The following is an 18,741-nucleotide window of genomic DNA, read 5'->3' as shown; positions in this document are numbered from 1 at the left end:
ATGTCGGATGGTCGCGCAGCCACGCATGGCGTGGCTCTACCGGTTGGGGCGCGGTGCGGGATGGTGGTGCGGCCACGCGTGGCGTGGCTCTACCGGCTGCGGCGCGGTGCCGGATGTTGGTGCAGCCACGCATGGCGTGGCTCTACCGGTTGGGGCGCGATGCGTCGCGCGGCCACGCATGGCCGGGCGCCGGTAGTGCCGGCCGCTGGCCGGCAACCTCATGAACAATGACGGTCCTGCCGGGTTGCCGGCCAGCGGCCGGCACTACCGGCGCCCGGCCATGCGTGGCCGCGCGACGCATCGCGCCCCAACCGGTAGAGCCACGCCATGCGTGGCTGCACCAACATCCGGCACCGCGCCGCAGCCGGTAGAGCCACGCCACGCGTGGCCGCACCACCATCCCGCACCGCGCCCCAACCGGTAGAGCCACGCCATGCGTGGCTGCGCGACCATCCGACATCGCGCCGCAGCCGGTAGAGCCACGCCATGCGTGGCTGCGCGACCCGCGCGCGTCGTGCAGAACGCAGAACGCCGGGCAATGCCCGGCGCTCTGTGGTGTCCGCTTGCGGTCAATGACCGGTCAGAACGACCAGTTGAACGTGATCGACCCATTGCGGCCATCGCCGTACGCACCATACCCGTTGATCTGCGAGAAGTACTTCTTGTCCAGCAGATTGTTGAGGTTGGCCTGCACGCTGAACTCGGGCGAGATGCGGTAGCGCACGAAGGCACTCACCAGCGCGTAGCCGTCCTGCTCGATGCGGCCGTATGCCGGCACCGGGTAGTAGATGCGGTTCTGCCAGTTGGCGCCGCCGCCCACGGTGAGCGCGGTCAGCGACTGCGGGGTGTAGCTGGTGAACAGCTTGATCGTCGTCTGCGGCAGGTTGGTGTTGATGTCCGCGTCGTTGATGTCCTTGGCCACGTAGCGCGAAGCACCGAAGGTGGCATTCCAGCCCGGGGCCAGTTCGCCGTTCACTTCAAACTCAAACCCCCGGCTGACCGTGCCGCGCGCAGCGATGTAGGCAGTTTCGCCGCCCGTTCCGCCCACCACCGGTTCGCCGGTGGACTGGCCCACGTTGTCCTGCTCGATACGGAACACGGCAAGCGAGGCATTCAAGCGGTCGTCGAACCATGCACCCTTGACGCCCACTTCGTAGCTCTTGCCGTCCACCGGATCCAGGTAGCTGCCGTTGCGGTTCTTCAGCATCTGCGGCTGGAAGATCTCGGTATAGCTGGCGTAGGTGGAGTAGGTGTCGTTGAGGTCGAACACCAGGCCGGCGTACGGAGTGGTGACCTTGTGCGAGCGGTCGGCGCCTTCACCCTCGCTCTTCCAGTCGGTGTAACGCGCGCCGAGGATCAGCTTGAGCGGCTCGGCCAGCGACAGGCGGGTGGCGGCATAGCCGGCCTTCTGGGTGATGGTGCCTTCGCTCTGCAGCGGCAGGGTGGCGGCCCAGTTCGGCTCGGGGAAGTTGCCTACGCCGGCCAGGTAGTTGTCCAGCGGCGCCCAGCCCACCTGGTAGTCGCCGTAGTTGGCGAACTCGCGCTTGTTGTAGCTCAGGCCGGCCATGAACTGGTGCTCGCGGCCGAACAGCTGGAACGGGCCTTCCACGAAGCCATCCACCGCGTTGACCTTGCGCTCGGTGTTGTAGAAACCTGCCGAGGGCGTGACGCCGGCGCCGGTGCTCTTGTCCAGCAACGAGGCGCCCGAGGTCCAGTCGTTGTAGGCCGGATAGAACAGCTTGTCATCGGCCTTGGTGGTGTCATGCGTCGCGCCGAGCTTGACCTTCCAGTCGTTGCCGAAGGCATGCTCCAGCGTGGCGAACAGACGCTTGCTGGTGGTGTCCCAGTACGTCCAGCCCGGGTTGGCGCTGAAGGACTCGTCGAACGGGGTCGGGCTGCCGTCGGAGTACAGCATCGGGAAGCCACCCCATGTAGCCCCGTTGGCGCGCTTCTGCTGGTAGTCGTAGCCCACGCTCAGCTGGGTGTCCGGGGTGAGGTCGGCGTCGATCACCGCATAGCCCAGCGTCTTGTGCTGGTCGTAGCGGTCCATCTGCGATTCGGTGTCCAGGTAGCTGCCGATCACGCGCGCGCGCACCGAGCCGCTGGCGTTCAGCGGGGTGGTCACATCCACGGTGCTGCGGGTGCGGCCCCAGCTGCCGACGTTGACCGACACGTTGCCGGTCAGCTCGGCGCTGTCGGCGTGCTTGCGGATCAGGTTGACCGAGGCCGACGGATTGCCCGCACCGCTGAGCAGGCCGGTGGCACCGCGGACCACTTCCACGCGGTCATACAGGGCCAGGTCCAGGCCGGAGTCGCCGTAGCTCCAGTTCTGCACCATCTGCGTGGGCAGGCCGTCGAACTGGTAGCTGTCGATGTAGAAGCCGCGCGCGTAGAACTCGGTGCGCTCGGTATCGGACTGGGTGCTGCTCACCCCGGTGGTGTTGGCCAGCACGTCGATGATGTCGTCGAGGTTCTGGTCCTCGATGCGCTGGTGGCTGATGATGCTCACCGACTGCGGGATCTCGCGCGGGGCCAGGTCGAAGCGGGTACCGGCGGAGGTTTTGCGCACCGAGTAGCCCTCGGCGCGTTCGCCCTTGACCACGATCTTGTCTAGGGTGGTGGCATCGGTGGTGGCGTCCTGCGCAAAGGCAGGGGCGGCGATCAGCGCACACAGCGCGGCAAACAGGGCCTGCGACAGGCGGCGTTGGGGCAGGGCGCGGGACAGCACTACGGAAGAACGGGTCATCGGCGTTTCCAGGGCGGCGGCACGCACATGGCCGATGTCCGTCGGTGGCCAGGTGCTTGGCGGTGGAGGTGGGGTCGGTGCGCGGCTCGGTACCGAACTCCGCAGCGCCTCCCTGGCGCGAACGGGATCACAGTATGTTAATGCGAATCATTGCTATCAGCAATTCGGCTGGAGGCGACGCCGCCTGAAGCTTTCAGGGTCTCCCGTACCCCTTGGTGAGGAGGGGTACGGTGAGAGGGCGGCGGATTAACATCGGCGGTCGTAGGCTGAGCATCCGCCCGCGCGCAGCAGGAGAAACGCCATGGTTGCCAAGAACACCCTCTGTCTCTGGTATGACGGCACCGCCCTGGAGGCGGCCACCTTCTATGCCCAGACCTTCCCCGACAGCGCGGTGCACGCGGTCCACCGTGCCCCGGCCGACTTCCCGTCGGGCAAGCAGGGCGACGTGCTGACCGTGGATTTCACCGTCGCCGGCATCCCCTGCATAGGCCTCAACGGTGGCCCGGCGTTCAAGCACAGCGAGGCGTTCTCCTTCCAGATCGCCACCGACGACCAGGCCGAGACCGACCGGCTGTGGAACGCCATCGTCGGCAACGGCGGTGAGGAAAGCGCCTGCGGCTGGTGCCGGGACAAGTGGGGCCTGTCCTGGCAGATCACCCCGCGCGTGCTGACCGAAGCGGTGACCAGCAAAGACCCGGCGGTGGCCAAGCGCGCGTTCGAGGCCATGATGACGATGCGCAGGATCGATGTGGCGCAGATCGAAGCGGCGGTGCGCGGCTGAGGACGCTTTGTAGTCTTACAGCGGAACGCCCAGGCCACGCTTCAACGTGCTCAACGCTACGGCGGTGCGGAAGCGCTCGATGTTGTCGTCGTTGCCGAACAGGCGCACGCTGATCGCCTCGTACTCTTCCATCGAGGCGGCCGTGAGGATCAGCAGGAAATCGGCATCGCCGGTGATGGCGTAGCACTGTTGCACGGCGGGATCTTCCTGCACGCGACGGCGGAAGGGGGCAACGCGGTGCGGCTGCTCGCTGGCCACCCGCACCTCGACCATGATGGTCAGCGGGCGGCCGAGCCGGCATTGATCGAGTACGGCGACGTTGGCGCGGATGATCCCCGCCTCCTGCAGCCGCTTGATCCGGCGCTGGACTGCCGGCGCGGACAGGTGCACCGCTTCGGCGATCTCCCGCTGCGGGGTGGTGTTGTCGCGCTGGAGGATGGCCAGGATGGCGCGGTCGAAGTCGTCGGGGCTGTAGGGGACGGCAGACATGGGCGAGTGAAACGTGCAGGAAGGCACGTGCAATTGAGCCTTTGCTTCGGCCCGGACGCAATATGCTGACGCGATGTCGACCTCCCGCTATTCCTCGCTCATCCCCGTCCTGGCCGTCCTCGGCTCGGTCACCGCCCTGTCCGTGGGCACGTCGTTCGCCAAACAGCTGTTCCCGCTGATCGGCGCACAGGGCACCAGCGCGTTGCGCGTGGGCTTCTCGGCGCTGGTACTGCTGGCGGTGTTCCGGCCGTGGCGCTGGACCACCACGCGCGCCGATGCCGGGACGATCCTCCGCTACGGCATCACCCTGGGGGTGATGAACCTGCTGTTCTACATGGCGCTGCGCACGATTCCGTTCGGCATCGCGGTGGCCATCGAATTCTGCGGGCCGCTGGCGGTGGCGATCTGGTCATCGCGCCGGCCGGTCGATTTCGTCTGGGTCGGCTGCGCGCTGGCCGGGCTGTTGCTGCTGCTGCCGTTGGGACACGGTGCGGCGCTGGATCCGGTCGGGGTGATGTTCGCGCTGGGTGCGGCAGTGTGCTGGGCGCTGTACATCATCTTCGGCAAGCGCGCCGGCCACCTGCCTGCCGGGCATACGGTGTCGCTGGGGCTGTGCGCGGCGGCGTTGGTGGTGGTGCCGGTGGGCGTTGCGCATGCGGGCATGGCGTTGCTGGACCCGAAGATCCTGCTGTTCGGGCTGGGCGTGGCGATCGTCTCCAGCGCGATTCCGATGTCGCTGGAGATGATGGCGCTCAAGCGTCTGCCGAAGGAGACCTTYGGCATCCTGATCAGCATGGAACCGGCGGTAGCCGCGCTGCTGGCGATGGGGCTGCTGGCCGAACAGGCCGGCTCCCCTYACCGTTGGATCGCGAGGAGCCGGCCAGCGGCCGGCACTACCGGGTTTTCAGCGCCTGACCGGCGCATCCCCGGCCAMGTAGTACGCGGCGGTGCTGCGTGCCAATGGCGCACGCCCACGGATRCGGTCGGCGATCTTCTCGGCGATCATGATCGTGGTGGCGTTGAGGTTGCCGGTGATGATGCGCGGCATGATCGAGGCATCCACCACGCGCAGGCTTTCCATGCCATGCACGCGGCCCTGGCCATCAACCACGCTCATCGCATCGGTGCCCATCGCGCAGGAACAGGACGGGTGGTAGGCGGTTTCGGCATGGGCGCGCACGAAGGCGTCCAGTTCGGCGTCGCTCTGGCACGCGGCACTGGGGCTGATCTCGCGCCCCCGATACTCGTCCAGCGCAGGCTGGGCGATGATCTCGCGGGTGATGCGGATGGCATCGCGGAATTCCTGCCAGTCCTGGTCGGTGGACTGGTAATTGAACAGGATCGAGGGATGCTCGCGCGGGTCCAGCGATTTCGCATGCACGCGCCCACGGCTGGGCGTGCGCATCGAGCCCACGTGCGCCTGGAAGCCGTGTTCCTTGACCGCATTGGTGCCGTTGTAATTGATCGCCACCGGCAGGAAGTGGTACTGGATGTTGGGCCACTCGAAGTCCTCGCGGGTGCGGATGAACCCACCGGCCTCGAACTGGTTGCTGGCGCCGATGCCGGTGCCGGCGAACAGCCACTCCGCGCCGATTGCCGGCTGGTTCCACCACTGCAGCGCCGGGTACAGCGACACCGGCTTCTTGCAGGCGTACTGCATGTATACCTCCAGGTGGTCCTGCAGGTTTTCGCCGACACCGGGCAGGTCGTGCACCAGCGGCACGCCGAGCGCGGCCAGCAGCGCCGGTGCGCCCACGCCGGAGCGCTGCAGGATCTGCGGCGAGGCGATCGCACCGGCGCACAGCAGCACCTCGCGGCGCGCGGTGGCATCGATCGGCTCGGCACTGTTGCCGGTGAGGTAGCGCACGCCCACCGCGCGCTTGCCGGCAAACAGGATGCGGTCGGTGGTGGCATGCACCACGATCTCCAATCCGGCGCGGTCCTTGGCCATGTCCAGGTAACCGCGCGCGGTGCTGGAGCGGCGGCCGCGCGGGGTGACGGTGCGGTCCATCGGGCCGAAGCCTTCCTGCTGGTAGCCGTTGAGGTCGTCGGTACGCGGGTAGCCCGCCTGCACGCCGGCCTCGACCATGGCGTGGAACAGCACGTTGTTGCCGTTCTTTGGCGTGGCCACGCTGACCGGACCGTCGCCGCCGTGGTAGTCGTTGGGACCGATGTCGCGGGTTTCGGCCTTGCGGAAGTAGGGCAGCACGTCGGCGTAGCTCCAATCCTCCAGGCCGTCGAACCTGGCCCAGTTGTCGAAGTCCAGCGCGTTGCCGCGGATGTAGCACATGCCGTTGATCAGCGAAGAACCGCCCAGGCCCTTGCCACGTCCGCATTCCATGCGCCGGTTGTCCATGTGTGGCTCCGGCTCGGTCTCATAGGCCCAGTTGTAGCGGCGGCCCTGCAGCGGAAAGGCCAGTGCGGCCGGCATCTGCGTGCGGAAGTCCAGCCGGTAGTCCGGGCCACCGGCTTCAAGCAGCAGCACGCTGACGCCGGCGTCTTCGGTCAGGCGCGCGGCCAGCGTGTTGCCGGACGAGCCGGCGCCGATGATGATGTAGTCGTATTCGCGCTTCATCGCGGGGGTCTCCTGTCAGGCCGGTTCAGAACACCGACGCGTAGCGGTCCAGTTCGATCTGGATGGACTTGGTGCGGGTATAGGCGCGCAGCGTGGCCAGGCCGTTTTCGCGGCCCACGCCGGACTGCTTGTAGCCGCCCACCGGCATCTGCGCCGGCGATTCGCCCCAGCAGTTGACCCAGCAGATGCCGGCCTCCAACTGGTGGATCAGGCGGTGCGCGCGGCTCAGGTCGCGGCTGACCACGCCGGCGGCCAACCCATACTCGGTGGCGTTGGCGCGGGCGATCGCCTCTTCTTCAGTGTCGTAGGACAGCAGGCTCAGCACCGGCCCGAAGATCTCTTCGCGCACGATGCGCATGTCGTCGCGACAGTCGCTGAACACCGTCGGCGCCACGTAGCAGCCCTTGCCGAGCGCGCCGTCGGTCAACCGCTCGCCACCGCAGACCAGGCGCGCGCCTTCGGTCTTGCCGCTGGCGATATGGTCCAGCACGCGGCGCATGTGCGCGGCGCTGACCAGCGGGCCGAAGTTGGTGGCCTCCTGCAACGGATCGCCGATGCGGATGCGCGCGATGCGCTCGCTCAAGGCCAGTTCGACATCGGCGAGCAGGTCCTTGGGCACGAACACGCGCGTGCCATTGGTGCAGACCTGGCCGGAGCTGTAGAAGTTGGCCATCATCGCCACATCCGCGGCCAGCTCGATATCGGCATCGGCGCAGATGATCAGCGCCGACTTGCCGCCCAGTTCCATGGTCACCTCCTTGAGGGTGGAACTGGACGCACTGGCCATCACCTTGCGCCCGGTACTGGTGCCGCCGGTGAAGGAGATCTTTTCGATGCCCGGGTGCTCGGTCAGTGCCGAGCCCACACCGGCGCCATCGCCGGGCAGCACGTTGAAGACGCCGTCGGGCAGGCCGGCTTCGGTGAAGATCTCGGCCAGCTTCAGCGCGGTCAGCGGGGTCACTTCACTGGGCTTGAAGATCATCGCGTTGCCAGCGGCCAGTGCGGGGGCGGCCTTCCACAGCGCGATCTGGATCGGGTAGTTCCACGCGCCGATCGCCCCGACCACGCCCAGGGGTTCCTGCCGGGTGTAGAAAAAGCTGCCTTCGCGCAGCGGCACCTGGCTGCCTTCCAGCCCGTGCATCACCCCGGCGTAGTACTCCAGCACGTCCGCGCCGGTGACGATGTCCACGCTGCGGGTTTCGCTCAGCGGCTTGCCGGTGTTGAGCGTTTCCAGCTCGGCCAGCGCATCGTTGCGCTCGCGCAGCAATGCCACCGCACGCAGCAGGATGCGCGAGCGCTCCACCGTGGTCAGCGCGGCCCAGACCTTCTGGCCGGCCTGCGCGCTTTCCACTGCGGCGTCGAGATCGTCGCTGTTGGCGCTGTGCACCTTGGCCAGCACCTCGCCGGTGGCCGGGTTGGTGACCTCGAAGGTGCGGTTGCCCTGCGAGGGAACGTAGCGGCCGCCGATGTACAGCAGTTGGTCGGGGAAGTGGGGCATGTCGATGACTCCTTTGCAGCGGGAGACCAGTGGGTTCAGCGGGTCAGATGCAGGAACTGCAGGTGGCGCTCGTACTGGTCGATGATGTCGTTGATGATCTGCTGGCGGCTGTAGCCGAACAGCTCGTAGTCCTGTCCACCTTCGTAGAGGTGCACCTCGGCGCGGTAATAACGCAGGCTGCGGAAGCGTTGCGCGGCAAACGAGGGCGTGAGGTAGCCGCGCATGATCACCTGGTAGGTGAACACCTGTTGCTCGCCATGGTCGACCAGCAGTTCCATGTGGCCCGGTTCGAATTTCGTGTGCACATCCAGGCCTTTCTCGCGCAGCTGCGCGGCCACCGCCTCGATGGCCGGCTTCACGTCGGTGTCCATGAACCGGTACACCTCGTCGCGCACCGGGAAGTGCACCGCCTGGGAGATGCGCTGGCGCCAGCCACGCTGGTGCCGCGACTGCCCGATCAGCGGGATCGGCGAATACTGCGAGGCCTTCTTGCGCTGCGACTCTTCGCCCAGCGCGCGGGTCAGCCCCCACAGCATCAGCAGCAGCACCACCGAGAACGGCAGCGAGGCCAGCACGACGGCCGATTTGAGCGCGTCCATGCTGCCGGCCAGCAACAGGCCGGCGGTGACCAGGCCGGTCATCACGCCCCAGAACACGCGCAGCCAGCGCGGACCATCGTCCTCCGGCGCGCCGCCGTGCGAGGACAGCGTGGACAGCACCACGGTACCCGAGTCGGCCGAGGTCACGAAGAACACGAAGCTGACGATCACGGTGACCGCAATGACCACCCGGCTCCAGGGATAGTTGTCCAGCAGTGCGTACAGCACGGTCGGCGGGTTATCCACCGCCATCTGCGCCAACTGCACCTGGTCGTGGTGGAGGATCTGGTCCAGCGCGCTGTTGCCGAAGATCGACAGCCACGCCAGGGTGAATCCGAGCGGGATCAGCAGCACGCCCAGCACGAATTCGCGGATGGTGCGGCCACGCGAGATGCGCGCGATGAACAGCCCCACGAACGGCGCCCAGCCGATCCACCAGGCCCAGTAGAACACCGTCCAGTTGCCCAGCCAGTCCGGCCGCCCGCCGTAGGCATACACGTCGAAGCTCTTGCCGACCACGTTGCCCAGGTAGTCGCCCATGTTCTGCATGAACGCGTTGAGCAGGTACTGGGTGGGCCCGGCGAACAGCATGAACAGCAGCAGCCCGATGGCCAGCAGCATGTTGATGTTGGACATCCAGCGCACGCCTTTTTCCACCCCGGACACGGCCACGGCGATGGCCGCGCCCATCATCAGCACGATCAACCCGACCTGCACCCAGGCCGCGTGTGGCACCTGGAACAGGGTATTGAGGCCGGCGTTGAGGTGCAGCACGCCAAAGCCCATGTCCGCGCCCAGGCCGAACACCGTGGCCACGATGCCCAGCGCATCGACGGTGTAGCCGATGGGGCCGTTGATGCGCTTGCCGATCAGCGGATACAGCGCCGAGCGCAGCGCCAGCGGCAGGTTGTGGCGGTAGGCGAAGTAGGCCAGCGCCATCGCCGCCAGCGCGAATACGCCCCAGCCGTGCAGGCCCCAGTGCAGGAACAGCAGCTGCATGGCTTGCCGCGCGCTGGCCTCGCCACTGCCCACGCCGCCCTGCGGCGGCAGCAGATAGTGGGTAAGCGGTTCGGACACGCAGAAGAAGAACAGGGTGATGCTGATCCCGGCCGCGAACAGCATCCCGGCCCAGGACAGATAGCTGAATTCCGGTTCGTCGTGGTCCGCGCCAAGCTTGACCGTGCCATAGCCGGACAGTGCCACGCCGACCACGAACACCAGGTACACGGTCATCGCCAGCAGGTAATACCAGCCGACGTTGCGCGAGGCCCAGGTCTGGGCATCCAGCAACAGCACGCCGGCATCGATGGGAAACACGGTGACCAGAAGGGCGAATGCCGCCACGATCGTGGCGGCAAGCAGGAAGACCGGTCGAAGCGTGCGTACCTCGTTTTGAGGTGACTCCACAGCGCTCATGGGGTGGGGGTACTCTCGGTGCCGGATACGGCAGACCCGGACTATTACCCCACATCGACTGTGGAGGGGCTGTTTACGCCGCGAAGATGCCCGCCGCGCAACGGCGGCGGGTATCGGGGTGAGGCCTTACCGCAGCGCGCTGCTGGGTACGTCGATGGCCATCGCCAGGGCGAGGTGATCGGAAAACGCGGCCGGTACGGCCTCGGCACTGCGTTGCTGCAGGCCGTCGCTGAGCAGGATGTGGTCGATGGCCCGGTCCGGCCGCCAGCTGGGGAACGTGGGCACCGCGCAGCCTGGCGGTTGCAGGTTGGTCTTGCGGTACAGCGCCTGCATTTCCGGGCGGTCGGCCAGGCAGTTGAAATCGCCCATCAGCACCGCGTTGGGATGGTCGGTGAGCAGGTCGGCGATGAAGGCCAGCTGCGACATCCGCGAGTTGGTGCCCAAGGACAGGTGCGCCACCGCCACCGCCAGGCCCTGCCGGCCTTCGCCGAACTTGGCCAGCAGCACGCCGCGCCCGCCGATGCGGCCGGGCAGGGCGTGGTCCTGTACTTCCACCGGTTCCAGCCGGCTGAGCAGGCCGTTGGCGCTGGAGGCCACCCCGCCCATGCGGCGGTTGGGCTGGTGGCTCCAGTAATTGAAGCCGGCGCGCTCGGCCAGGTAGTGGGTCTGGTTGGTGAAGCCCGAGCGCAGGCTGCCCGGGTCGGCCTCCTGCAGGCCGACGATGTCGTGGCCACGGGCCAACTGTGCGATTGCGTCCAGACTGGTGCGCTTGCGCCCGGCCGGCAGTGCATGCGACCAGCTGCGGGTCACATAGTCACTGTAGCGGCGGGTGCTGCTGCCGGCCTGGATGTTGGCCGTCAGCAGGCGCAGGGTCCGCGTGGTGGGGGAATTCACGACGGTAGCGGGCTCGGTCTGGATCAATTGCCCTTGGCGGCGCGCTCGCGGGCGATCAGGTGATCGGCAATGCGCAGCATGTCGGGGAAGCTCTTGCCCTTGACCAGGTACTTGCCGTTGACGATCACCGACGGGGTGCCGGTGATCTGGCTGCGCTGGGCGAACTGCTTGGCGGCATTGGTCTTGGCATTCACCGCGAAGCTGCCCATGGTGCTGGCGAACTGCTTGGCATCGGCGCCGTGCTTGGCATAGAAGGCGGCGATGTCTTCAACCGAATCCTTGCCGCGCTCGCCCTTCAGGGTCTGCTCGGCGTGGATGGCCGAGTACAGCGCCTCGTGGGTCTTTTCCTGCAGGCCCATGCTCTGTGCGGCGTAGAAGGCGCGCGCATAGTTGTCCCAGGTGCCGCCGAACATCGCCGGCACGTAGACGAAGCTGACGTCGCTGGGCAGGCCAGCCTTCCACGGCCCGATCAGCGGCTGGAACGCGGCGCAGGCCGGGCACACGTAACCGAAGATCTCGGCCACTTCGATCTTGCCGGCGGCCGGCTGGAACGGCTGGCCGTTCTCGATCACCACATAGTCGGTGCCTGCCACCGGCTCCGGGCCGGTCGGGCGCGAGGACGCCGGCGCCGGTGCCGGGGTGGTGGCGGCTGCGGCAGCGGTCTCGGCGGCGGAGGATTCACCGGTGGCGGCCGGGGCTTCGCTGTTGGTCGCCGGTGCAGTGTCGGTGGCCGGGGTGCTGCTCGGGGCAGCCGGTTCGGTCGGCGCGGCGGTATTGGCGGTGCCGTCCTGGGCCTTGCAGGCCGCAAGGATCGGCAGCAGGGCCATCAGGGCAATGGCGAAACGGGTCTTCATCTAGGCATCTCCAACGGATGAACAAGGTGGGGCCGGCGCACGGGGCGCCGGCTCAGGGGGAAATAATGGCATGCGGCCAGGCGCGTCCCGCGTACACGGTGTGTGACGGTTCAGAGAGCCTGCACTCAGCGCTTGGGCTGGGTGCGCGCCTGGGCGATGAGCGCATCGGCGTTGCGCAGCATCGATTCGAACGAGTCGCCCTTGACCAGGTAACGGCCGTTGATCACCAGCGCCGGGGTGCCGGGCACCTTGGTGCGCTGGGCGAAGGCGCGCGCGGCCTTGAGCTTCTGTTCCACCGCATCGCCCTTGATCGTGGCCAGGAAGGTCTCCGGGGCCACGCCGTAGGTCTTGTAGAAGCTGGCCAGTTCGTCCGGGGACACGTTCTGCATCGGCAGCGTCTGCTTGTCATGCAGGGCCTCGAACATCGCGCGGTGGCTGCGCTTGGCCACGCCCAGCTGGTCGGCGGCGAAGTAGGCACGGGCGAACGAATCCCAGATTCCGCCGAACGCGGCCGGCACCGGGGTGAAGCGGACGTCCTTGGGCAGCTTGGCCGCCCAGGCTTCCAGCTGCGGCTCGAAGCGCGCGCAGTGCGGGCAGGTGTAGCCGAAGATTTCCACCACTTCGATCTTGCTGGCCAGCGGCGCATACGGGCCGGGCGCTTCGATCACTTCGTAGTCGGTACCTTCGACCAGCTTGATCGGCGTGGCGGCCAGGGTGGTCAGGGGGCTCAGGGCCAGCAGCAACAGCATCAGGCGGGGCATCAACGTCATCTACATCCATCTCCATCGGAAAAAACAACGCCGGCCCAGTGCCGGCGTGGCGGTGAACATAACCCGCCACGGGGGCGGGGCGGCGACTGCGCCGCCAAGCGGTCCTTACGGCGCCTTGGCCGGTTGCGTGGCGGTCACCGCGGCGACGTCGTCGGCACGGTTGTGCAGGCCCTGCAGGTAGCTGCCCAGCGCCTGGATCTCCTGTTCGGTGAGCTGCTTGGCAATGCTGGCCATGATCTGGAAGTGCGCCTTGTCGGTTTCCTGGGTGGTGCCGGCCTGGTACTCCTGCAGCCGGCGCGCCACATATGCGGCGTGCTGGCCGCCGATGTGCGGATACGCCGGGCCCGGGTTGCCGGCGCCGGTGGGACCGTGGCAGGCCATGCAGGCGGGGATGCCGCGTTCGGCGTCACCGCCGCGATACAGCTGCTGCCCGATCTCGTAGAACTTCTTGCCGGCATAGGGACCGTCGCCGACCAGGCCATCGTCGGCAAGCCCGGCGCTGGCCTTCTGCGTTGCGAAATATGCACCGATATCGCGCATGTCCTGCGGGGTGAGGTCCTGCACGAAGGGCACCATCGCCGCGGACGCACCGGAGGTGCGCTGGCCGTTGGCGATCAGTGCCATCTGCTGGGCCACGTAGCGTTCGCTCTGGCCGGCGATGCTGGGGTACATCTCCACGGTGGAATTGCCATCGGCCGAGTGGCAGGCGGCGCAGGCGGCGGCCTTGGTCTGGCCGGCCTTGGCATCGCCCCAGGTGGTCTTGCTGAAATCGACCTCCAGCGAGGCGGTCTTGATCGGCCCGTTGTCAGGCAACGGGGTGATCGAGGTCTGGGCGACCGCAACGGCGGCCAGCAGGGATACAGCGACAGCGGAAACGGCAAGAACGCGAGCGTGGCGCATGCGGAAGCTCCGTGTGGACCGGCCTGGCGAGTGCAGGCTGCACTGGCTGAGGATCACCCGATTATCCATGCGCTTTCGCGCCACGGTCAACGCAGGGTGCAGCAAAACCGGTCGGCGGCAGCGCGGATCCGGCCCGGACATGCGATCCTATGCCCATGTCATTGCTCCTCGAACGTGCCCACTATCTGCTTTCGGCCCACAACACCCGGCAATTGCCGGAGGATGTCGGGGCCGAAGTTGCCTTTGCCGGACGCTCCAACGCCGGCAAATCCAGCGCCCTCAACGCCCTGACCCGCCAGAACAGCCTGGCCCGGGTCTCCAAGACCCCCGGCCGCACCCAGCAGCTGGTGTTCTTCGAGGTCACCCCGGAGACCAAGCTGGTCGATCTGCCCGGTTACGGCTACGCCAAGGTGCCGCTGGACCTGCAGGCGCACTGGCAGGCCTTCATCGACCAGTACTTCCGCACCCGCGAGGCGCTGCGTGGCCTGGTGGTGGTGATGGACATCCGTCACCCGCTTAAGGACTACGACCGCCAGATGCTGGCCTATGCGGTGCAGCGCGGTCTGCCCGCGCACGCGCTGCTGACCAAGGCCGACAAGCTCGGCCGGGGCCAGCAGGGCATCGCCCTGCAGAAGGTGCGCAAGGAACTGCAGTCCTCCTTCGGCGATACGGTCAGCGTGCAGACCTTTTCCGGCCCGGCCCGCCAGGGCGTGGACGAGGCCCGCGGGATCATCGGTGGCTGGCTGGGGTTGAACAAGCCGGCGCCGGAAACGGCGTAACACCTGCACCCCGGTGGTGCTGGCCGCTGGCCGCTGGCCGGCGCCCCGGTATATCCGGCTGAAAGGGGAGCCGGCCAGCGGCCGGCACTACCGTGTAGGCGTGCACCGACCGGCTGACCGTCAGGCGGTGCGCGTGCGATTGGTGTCAGCGGAGTAGGCGAGCGGCCGGCACTACCGGGTGGGCAACGGTGCGTATTCGCCCGGGACCCACGCGAACGCATCACCCTCGCGCCGCACATGGCCCAGCCCGGGGAACGGCAGGTGCGCGCCGGCCACCCACCAGCCCTGGTCCGCGGCCTGCGCCATCATCGTGCGCCGGCTGACGATGGCGGCGGCGCGGTCGCTGTCGGCCTCGTAGGACGCCTGCGGCTGGGCGAACTGCACCGCGTGGAAGTGCACGATGTCGCCCCAGACCAAGAGGTGCTGGCCGGCGCCGCCGTCGATCCGGTAGGACACGTGGCCGATGGTGTGGCCGTGGCTGTCCAGTGCGGTGATGCCGGTCGGCAGTGCATCTCCTGCGCCGAAGCGCTTCAATTTTCCAGTGGCCACATAGGGGGCTACCGCCTTGCGCGCCAGCGCGAAGGCAAAGCGCACGCCCTGCGGCGCGGTCGTTTCGCTGGCCGGATCGAGCCAGTACGCGGCATCGGCGGCAGACAGCCACACCGTGGCATTGGGGTAGGCCACCTTGTCCTGGGTATCGAGCAGGCCGCACAGGTGGTCCGGATGGGCGTGGGTGAGCAGTACGTCGTCGACCTCGGCCGGGTCGTAGCCGGCCGCGCGCAGGTTGCCCAGCACCTGGCCCAGGCCGGGGCCGAAGCAGGTGGCGGTGCCGGTGTCGATCAGGGTGAGGTGGTTGCCCTGCTGCACCAGGTAGGCGTTGACCGCGGTCTGCAGGCCCTTGCCGTCTTCGGGCACGTAGCTGTGGTCGAGCAGGCGGGTGACCTTGCCGGCATCGATGCCTACCAGTTCCTGCCGGCCGAGCGCGACAGTGCCATCAAACAGCGCGGTGACCTGGAGCGTGCCGATCTGCTGGTGGTACACACCGGGCACCTGTTCGTGCGGGGTGTGGGTGGTGGTGGCGAAGGCGGGGCTGGCGGCGGCCGCCAGCAACAGGGCGGCGGCGAGGGTGCGGACGCGGGGCAGGGACATGGGCTTTCCGGGCAAGGCGGCAGCGCCGCGATGTCTCCATGCTGCGCGACGGCGTTGCCGCGGTCCGCTCAGAATGCCGCGCGATCCGCTCGCTCAGCTGTTGTTGCCGATCGCGCCCGGTTCCAGGCCGTAACGGGCGGCGAAGCGCTTGTTGAAGCTGCCCAGCGAGCGATAGCCCACGCGCGCGGCCACGGTCTTGAGCGGCAGGCGCGTGGTGTAGAGCAGGTTCATCGCATGCGCCAGCCGCGCATCGGCGATCAACCCGCGCACGCTGGACTGCTCGCTGGCCAGCCGGCGGCGCAGGGTGGCACCGCTCAGGCCGAGCTGGTCTTCGAAGTCGCGCGATTGCCAGTCGCGTTCCGGTTGGGCGGCGATCAGGTCGCGGATGCGTTCGCCCAGGCTGGGCTCCGGCGCGACCAGCAGGCTGCCATGGCCACGGCGACAGAACGCCAGCACCAGCGCGGCCAAGGCCAGCCGCGCTTCGGTGTAGCGGGCCTGCTCCAGTGCGCTGCGCCATTGCCGCAGGGTGTCGCCGTGCTCGGCCAGCGACAACCGCGCCAGCGCGTCGCCGGCCTCGGGCAGCGGTTCGTTCCACAGCACGCGCGCGGCTGACAGCGCCTCGGCGCACAGCGGCACGATCGCGCTGAGGTACACGCCGGAGTCCGGATCGGGAATGTTGACCACGTCGATGCGGCAGCGCCGGGTGATCAGGAACAGGTCGCCGGGCACGAAGGTGAGTGACTGCTGCGCGGTGGATACCTGCTTGCGTCCCTGCAGCAGGATCGCCAGCTGCGGTTGCGGGATGTCCACCGAGGAGGCGCCATGCTCGCGGCGCGCGGTGATGCAGGCGTAGCCGTCGGCCCGCTGGCAGTCGGCCAAGCTCGCCATCTCGGCCAACAGCGGATCGGGGTGCACGCGGGTATCCATTACCGCGCAGTATCGAACAACTGGCCGATAAGCGCTGCCGCGCCCATCGCCAATGCGCCCCAGAACATGACCCGCACCGCGCCGCGCAACGGGGGTGCACCTCCGGCACGTGCGGCCATCGCACCGGTCAGGCCCAACCCGGCCAGGGTGACGCCCGTGGTGATCTGGGCGACATGGGCGTGCGGGGCGAGCAGGGCGGTCAGCACCGGCAGCGCCGCGCCACTGACGAAGGCGCCGGCCGAGGCCAGGGCCGCCTGCAGCGGACGCGCACGCAGTTCTTCGGTGATGCCCAGCTCGTCGCGTGCGTGTGCGGCCAGCGCGTCGTGCGCGGTCAGCTGTACCGCTACCTGCTGGGCCAGCTCGGGGGTAAGGCCGCGATGGCGGTAGATCGCTGCCAGCTCTTCCAGCTCGCTGTGCGGGTCTTCGTGCAGTTCGCGTTTTTCCACGGCCAGGTCGGCCACTTCGGTATCGGCCTGGGACTGCACCGACACATACTCACCGGCCGCCATCGACATCGCCCCGGCGACGGTGCCGGCAATGCCGGTGGCCAACACGGTGGACGCGCTCGCACCGCTGGCGGCGATGCCGACCACCAGCCCGGCGATCGAGACGATGCCGTCATTGGCACCGAGCACCGCCGCACGCAGCCAGCCGACGCGGTCGGAACGATGGACTTCGGGATGGCGGGATCGGCTCATGCCCACAGTCTAGGGCGTGTGCCGGACCGGGGGCGGAATGCGTCGCAGCGGCGCTTGCAGCCGGTCAAGCCCTTTTCAATAGGATGCTGAAAACCGTCACGGTGACACGACGGTGGGGGACGCCACGATATAGTGCGCCCTTGCGATGCGGGGGCCCGGACCCCACATCCCCGCCCTGACCAGAATCCTGCGAGCCTCCCCTTGTCGAGCCCCAGCCACGTCGCCGAGACGCCGATCACCGACCGAAATGAACTGGTCGCCACGCTGGCTTCCGGCGAAAAGCCCAAGGCGCAGTGGCGCATCGGCACCGAGCACGAGAAGTTCGGCTTCCGCCTGGACGACCTGCGTCCGCCGACGTTCGAGGGCGACCGCGGCATCGAAGCCCTGCTCAACGGCCTGACCCGCTTCGGCTGGACGCCGGTGCAGGAAGGCGGCCACACCATCGCGCTGCTGCGCGACAACGCCTCGGTCACGCTGGAACCGGCCGGCCAGCTGGAACTGTCCGGCGCGGCGGTGGAAACCATCCATGACACCTGCGTGGAAACCGGTACCCATCTCAACGAAGTGGCGCAGGTGGCCGGCGAGCTGCAGCTGGGCTTCCTCGGCATGGGCTTCCAGCCCAAGTGGACGCGCGAGGAGATGCCGTGGATGCCCAAGGGCCGCTACCGCATCATGCGCGACTACATGCCCAAGGTCGGTACGCTCGGCCTGGACATGATGACCCGTACCTGCACGGTGCAGGTCAACCTGGATTACGCCACCGAAGCGGACATGGTGAAGAAATTCCGCGTGTCGCTGGCGCTGCAGCCGATCGCCACGGCGCTGTTCGCCGATTCGCCGTTCACCGAAGGCAAGCCGAACGGCTACCAGAGCTACCGTTCGCACATCTGGACGGACACCGACAACGATCGCACCGGCATGCTCGACTTCGTGTTCGAAGACGGCTTCGGTTACGAGCGTTACGTGGACTATCTGCTCGATGTGCCGATGTACTTCTCCTACCGCGACGGCACCTACCACGATGCCAGCGGGCAGAGTTTCCGCGATTTCATGGTGGGCAAGTTGCCGGCGCTGCCGGGCCAGTTGCCGACCCTGCGCGACTGGTCGGACCACATGACCACGGCCTTCCCGGAAGTGCGCTTGAAGAAGTACCTGGAGATGCGCGGCGCCGATGCCGGACCGTGGAGCCGCCTGTGCGCGCTGCCGGCGTTCTGGGTGGGGCTGTTGTATGACGATGCCGCACTTGATGCGGCCTGGGACCTGGTGCGTGATTTCAGCCTGGTGGAGCGCAACGTGTTGCGCGATGGCGTGCCGAAGCATGGGCTGAAGCTGCCGTTCCGCAATGGCACCGTGCTCGATCTGTCGCGCGAAGCACTGAAGATCGCCGTGGCCGGGCTCAAGCGGCGCGCGGCGCGCAACGTCGATGGCCAGGACGAAAGCAAGTTCCTGGAGGTGCTGCAGGAGATCGTCGATTCGGGGCTGACTCCGGCCGATCGCAAGCTGGCGCTGTTCCATGGCGAGTGGAACCAGAACATCGATCCGGTGTTCAAGGCGTTCGCTTACTGAGTGGCGAAAGCGGTCGTCGGTGGGTCGGGCGCTGGGCGCCCATGCCCTTTCCGGCGAATGTCCTCCGGCGTCGGCCTGCGGCCGCCACCTCCCCCTTTAT

At 67.7% G+C, this 18,741-nt stretch carries 15 protein-coding genes and 1 pseudogene; 4 read left to right on the top strand and 12 right to left on the bottom strand.

What is annotated here, in order from left to right; all coding sequences use genetic code 11:
- Positions 1 to 580 precede the first annotated feature (580 nt).
- Complete coding sequence (fhuE, locus tag AC1DR7_RS18705; protein WP_457320446.1) at positions 581 to 2,746, bottom strand: ferric-rhodotorulic acid/ferric-coprogen receptor FhuE; 2,166 nt, start codon at positions 2,744 to 2,746, stop codon at positions 581 to 583.
- Between the two features lie 301 nt (positions 2,747 to 3,047).
- On the opposite strand from fhuE, the gene AC1DR7_RS18700 reads away from it, so the two are divergent.
- The gene (locus AC1DR7_RS18700; RefSeq protein WP_457320448.1) at positions 3,048 to 3,527 is read left to right on the top strand and encodes a VOC family protein; all 480 of its coding nucleotides are present in this window, start codon (positions 3,048 to 3,050) and stop codon (positions 3,525 to 3,527) included.
- 15 nt (positions 3,528 to 3,542) lie between these two features.
- On the opposite strand, the gene AC1DR7_RS18695 is transcribed toward AC1DR7_RS18700, so the two are convergent.
- Positions 3,543 to 4,016 carry an Lrp/AsnC family transcriptional regulator gene (locus tag AC1DR7_RS18695; protein ID WP_457320450.1) on the bottom strand — a complete coding sequence of 158 codons (474 nt, stop codon included), beginning with the start codon at positions 4,014 to 4,016 and terminating at the stop codon, positions 3,543 to 3,545.
- A 73-nt stretch (positions 4,017 to 4,089) separates the two neighbouring features.
- Between AC1DR7_RS18695 and AC1DR7_RS18690 the strand changes: the two are divergent.
- A pseudogene (locus tag AC1DR7_RS18690) lies at positions 4,090 to 4,887 on the top strand (EamA family transporter); the annotation flags it as partial.
- Positions 4,888 to 4,920: 33 nt separating this feature from the next.
- Here the strand turns inward: AC1DR7_RS18690 and betA are convergent.
- From betA to AC1DR7_RS18655, 7 genes are all read right to left on the bottom strand, one after another.
- Positions 4,921 to 6,591 carry a choline dehydrogenase gene (betA, locus tag AC1DR7_RS18685; protein WP_478051014.1) on the bottom strand — a complete coding sequence of 557 codons (1,671 nt, stop codon included), beginning with the start codon at positions 6,589 to 6,591 and terminating at the stop codon, positions 4,921 to 4,923.
- Between the two features lie 25 nt (positions 6,592 to 6,616).
- Entirely contained in the window at positions 6,617 to 8,089 is a 1,473-nt protein-coding gene (betB, locus tag AC1DR7_RS18680; protein WP_457320123.1) for a betaine-aldehyde dehydrogenase, read from the bottom strand.
- 35 nt (positions 8,090 to 8,124) lie between these two features.
- Positions 8,125 to 10,104, bottom strand: a complete 1,980-nt coding sequence (gene betT, locus AC1DR7_RS18675) for a choline BCCT transporter BetT (protein ID WP_457320125.1) — start codon at positions 10,102 to 10,104, stop codon at positions 8,125 to 8,127.
- A 126-nt stretch (positions 10,105 to 10,230) separates the two neighbouring features.
- Positions 10,231 to 10,968 carry an endonuclease/exonuclease/phosphatase family protein gene (locus AC1DR7_RS18670; protein ID WP_256777098.1) on the bottom strand — a complete coding sequence of 246 codons (738 nt, stop codon included), beginning with the start codon at positions 10,966 to 10,968 and terminating at the stop codon, positions 10,231 to 10,233.
- 53 nt (positions 10,969 to 11,021) lie between these two features.
- Positions 11,022 to 11,852, bottom strand: a complete 831-nt coding sequence (locus AC1DR7_RS18665) for a thiol:disulfide interchange protein DsbA/DsbL (protein WP_256777057.1) — start codon at positions 11,850 to 11,852, stop codon at positions 11,022 to 11,024.
- A 125-nt stretch (positions 11,853 to 11,977) separates the two neighbouring features.
- Positions 11,978 to 12,622 (bottom strand): thiol:disulfide interchange protein DsbA/DsbL, encoded by a 645-nt coding sequence (locus tag AC1DR7_RS18660; RefSeq protein WP_478051015.1) that lies wholly within the window; start codon positions 12,620 to 12,622, stop codon positions 11,978 to 11,980.
- 105 nt (positions 12,623 to 12,727) lie between these two features.
- Positions 12,728 to 13,522: a c-type cytochrome gene (locus tag AC1DR7_RS18655; protein WP_457319654.1), complete on the bottom strand. Its 795-nt coding sequence runs from the start codon at positions 13,520 to 13,522 to the stop codon at positions 12,728 to 12,730.
- Positions 13,523 to 13,677: 155 nt separating this feature from the next.
- On the opposite strand from AC1DR7_RS18655, the gene yihA reads away from it, so the two are divergent.
- Positions 13,678 to 14,301 carry a ribosome biogenesis GTP-binding protein YihA/YsxC gene (yihA, locus tag AC1DR7_RS18650; RefSeq protein ID WP_256777053.1) on the top strand — a complete coding sequence of 208 codons (624 nt, stop codon included), beginning with the start codon at positions 13,678 to 13,680 and terminating at the stop codon, positions 14,299 to 14,301.
- A gap of 171 nt (positions 14,302 to 14,472) precedes the next feature.
- On the opposite strand, the gene AC1DR7_RS18645 is transcribed toward yihA, so the two are convergent.
- The 3 genes from AC1DR7_RS18645 to AC1DR7_RS18635 all read right to left on the bottom strand — a co-directional run bounded on the left by AC1DR7_RS18645 (position 14,473) and on the right by AC1DR7_RS18635 (position 17,075).
- Positions 14,473 to 15,450 carry an MBL fold metallo-hydrolase gene (locus AC1DR7_RS18645; RefSeq protein ID WP_457319653.1) on the bottom strand — a complete coding sequence of 326 codons (978 nt, stop codon included), beginning with the start codon at positions 15,448 to 15,450 and terminating at the stop codon, positions 14,473 to 14,475.
- Positions 15,451 to 15,543: 93 nt separating this feature from the next.
- Positions 15,544 to 16,338 (bottom strand): helix-turn-helix domain-containing protein, encoded by a 795-nt coding sequence (locus AC1DR7_RS18640; RefSeq protein WP_457319656.1) that lies wholly within the window; start codon positions 16,336 to 16,338, stop codon positions 15,544 to 15,546.
- Between the two features lie 38 nt (positions 16,339 to 16,376).
- Complete coding sequence (locus AC1DR7_RS18635; RefSeq protein WP_256777050.1) at positions 16,377 to 17,075, bottom strand: VIT1/CCC1 transporter family protein; 699 nt, start codon at positions 17,073 to 17,075, stop codon at positions 16,377 to 16,379.
- Positions 17,076 to 17,276: 201 nt separating this feature from the next.
- Here AC1DR7_RS18635 and AC1DR7_RS18630 point away from each other — a divergent pair, with 201 nt between their 5' ends.
- Positions 17,277 to 18,641 carry a glutamate--cysteine ligase gene (locus tag AC1DR7_RS18630; protein ID WP_478051016.1) on the top strand — a complete coding sequence of 455 codons (1,365 nt, stop codon included), beginning with the start codon at positions 17,277 to 17,279 and terminating at the stop codon, positions 18,639 to 18,641.
- Positions 18,642 to 18,741: the final 100 nt, after the last annotated feature.

This window comes from Stenotrophomonas sp. P5_A9, from assembly GCF_056400525.1.
This window is presented reverse-complemented; position numbering and strand designations above follow the sequence as displayed.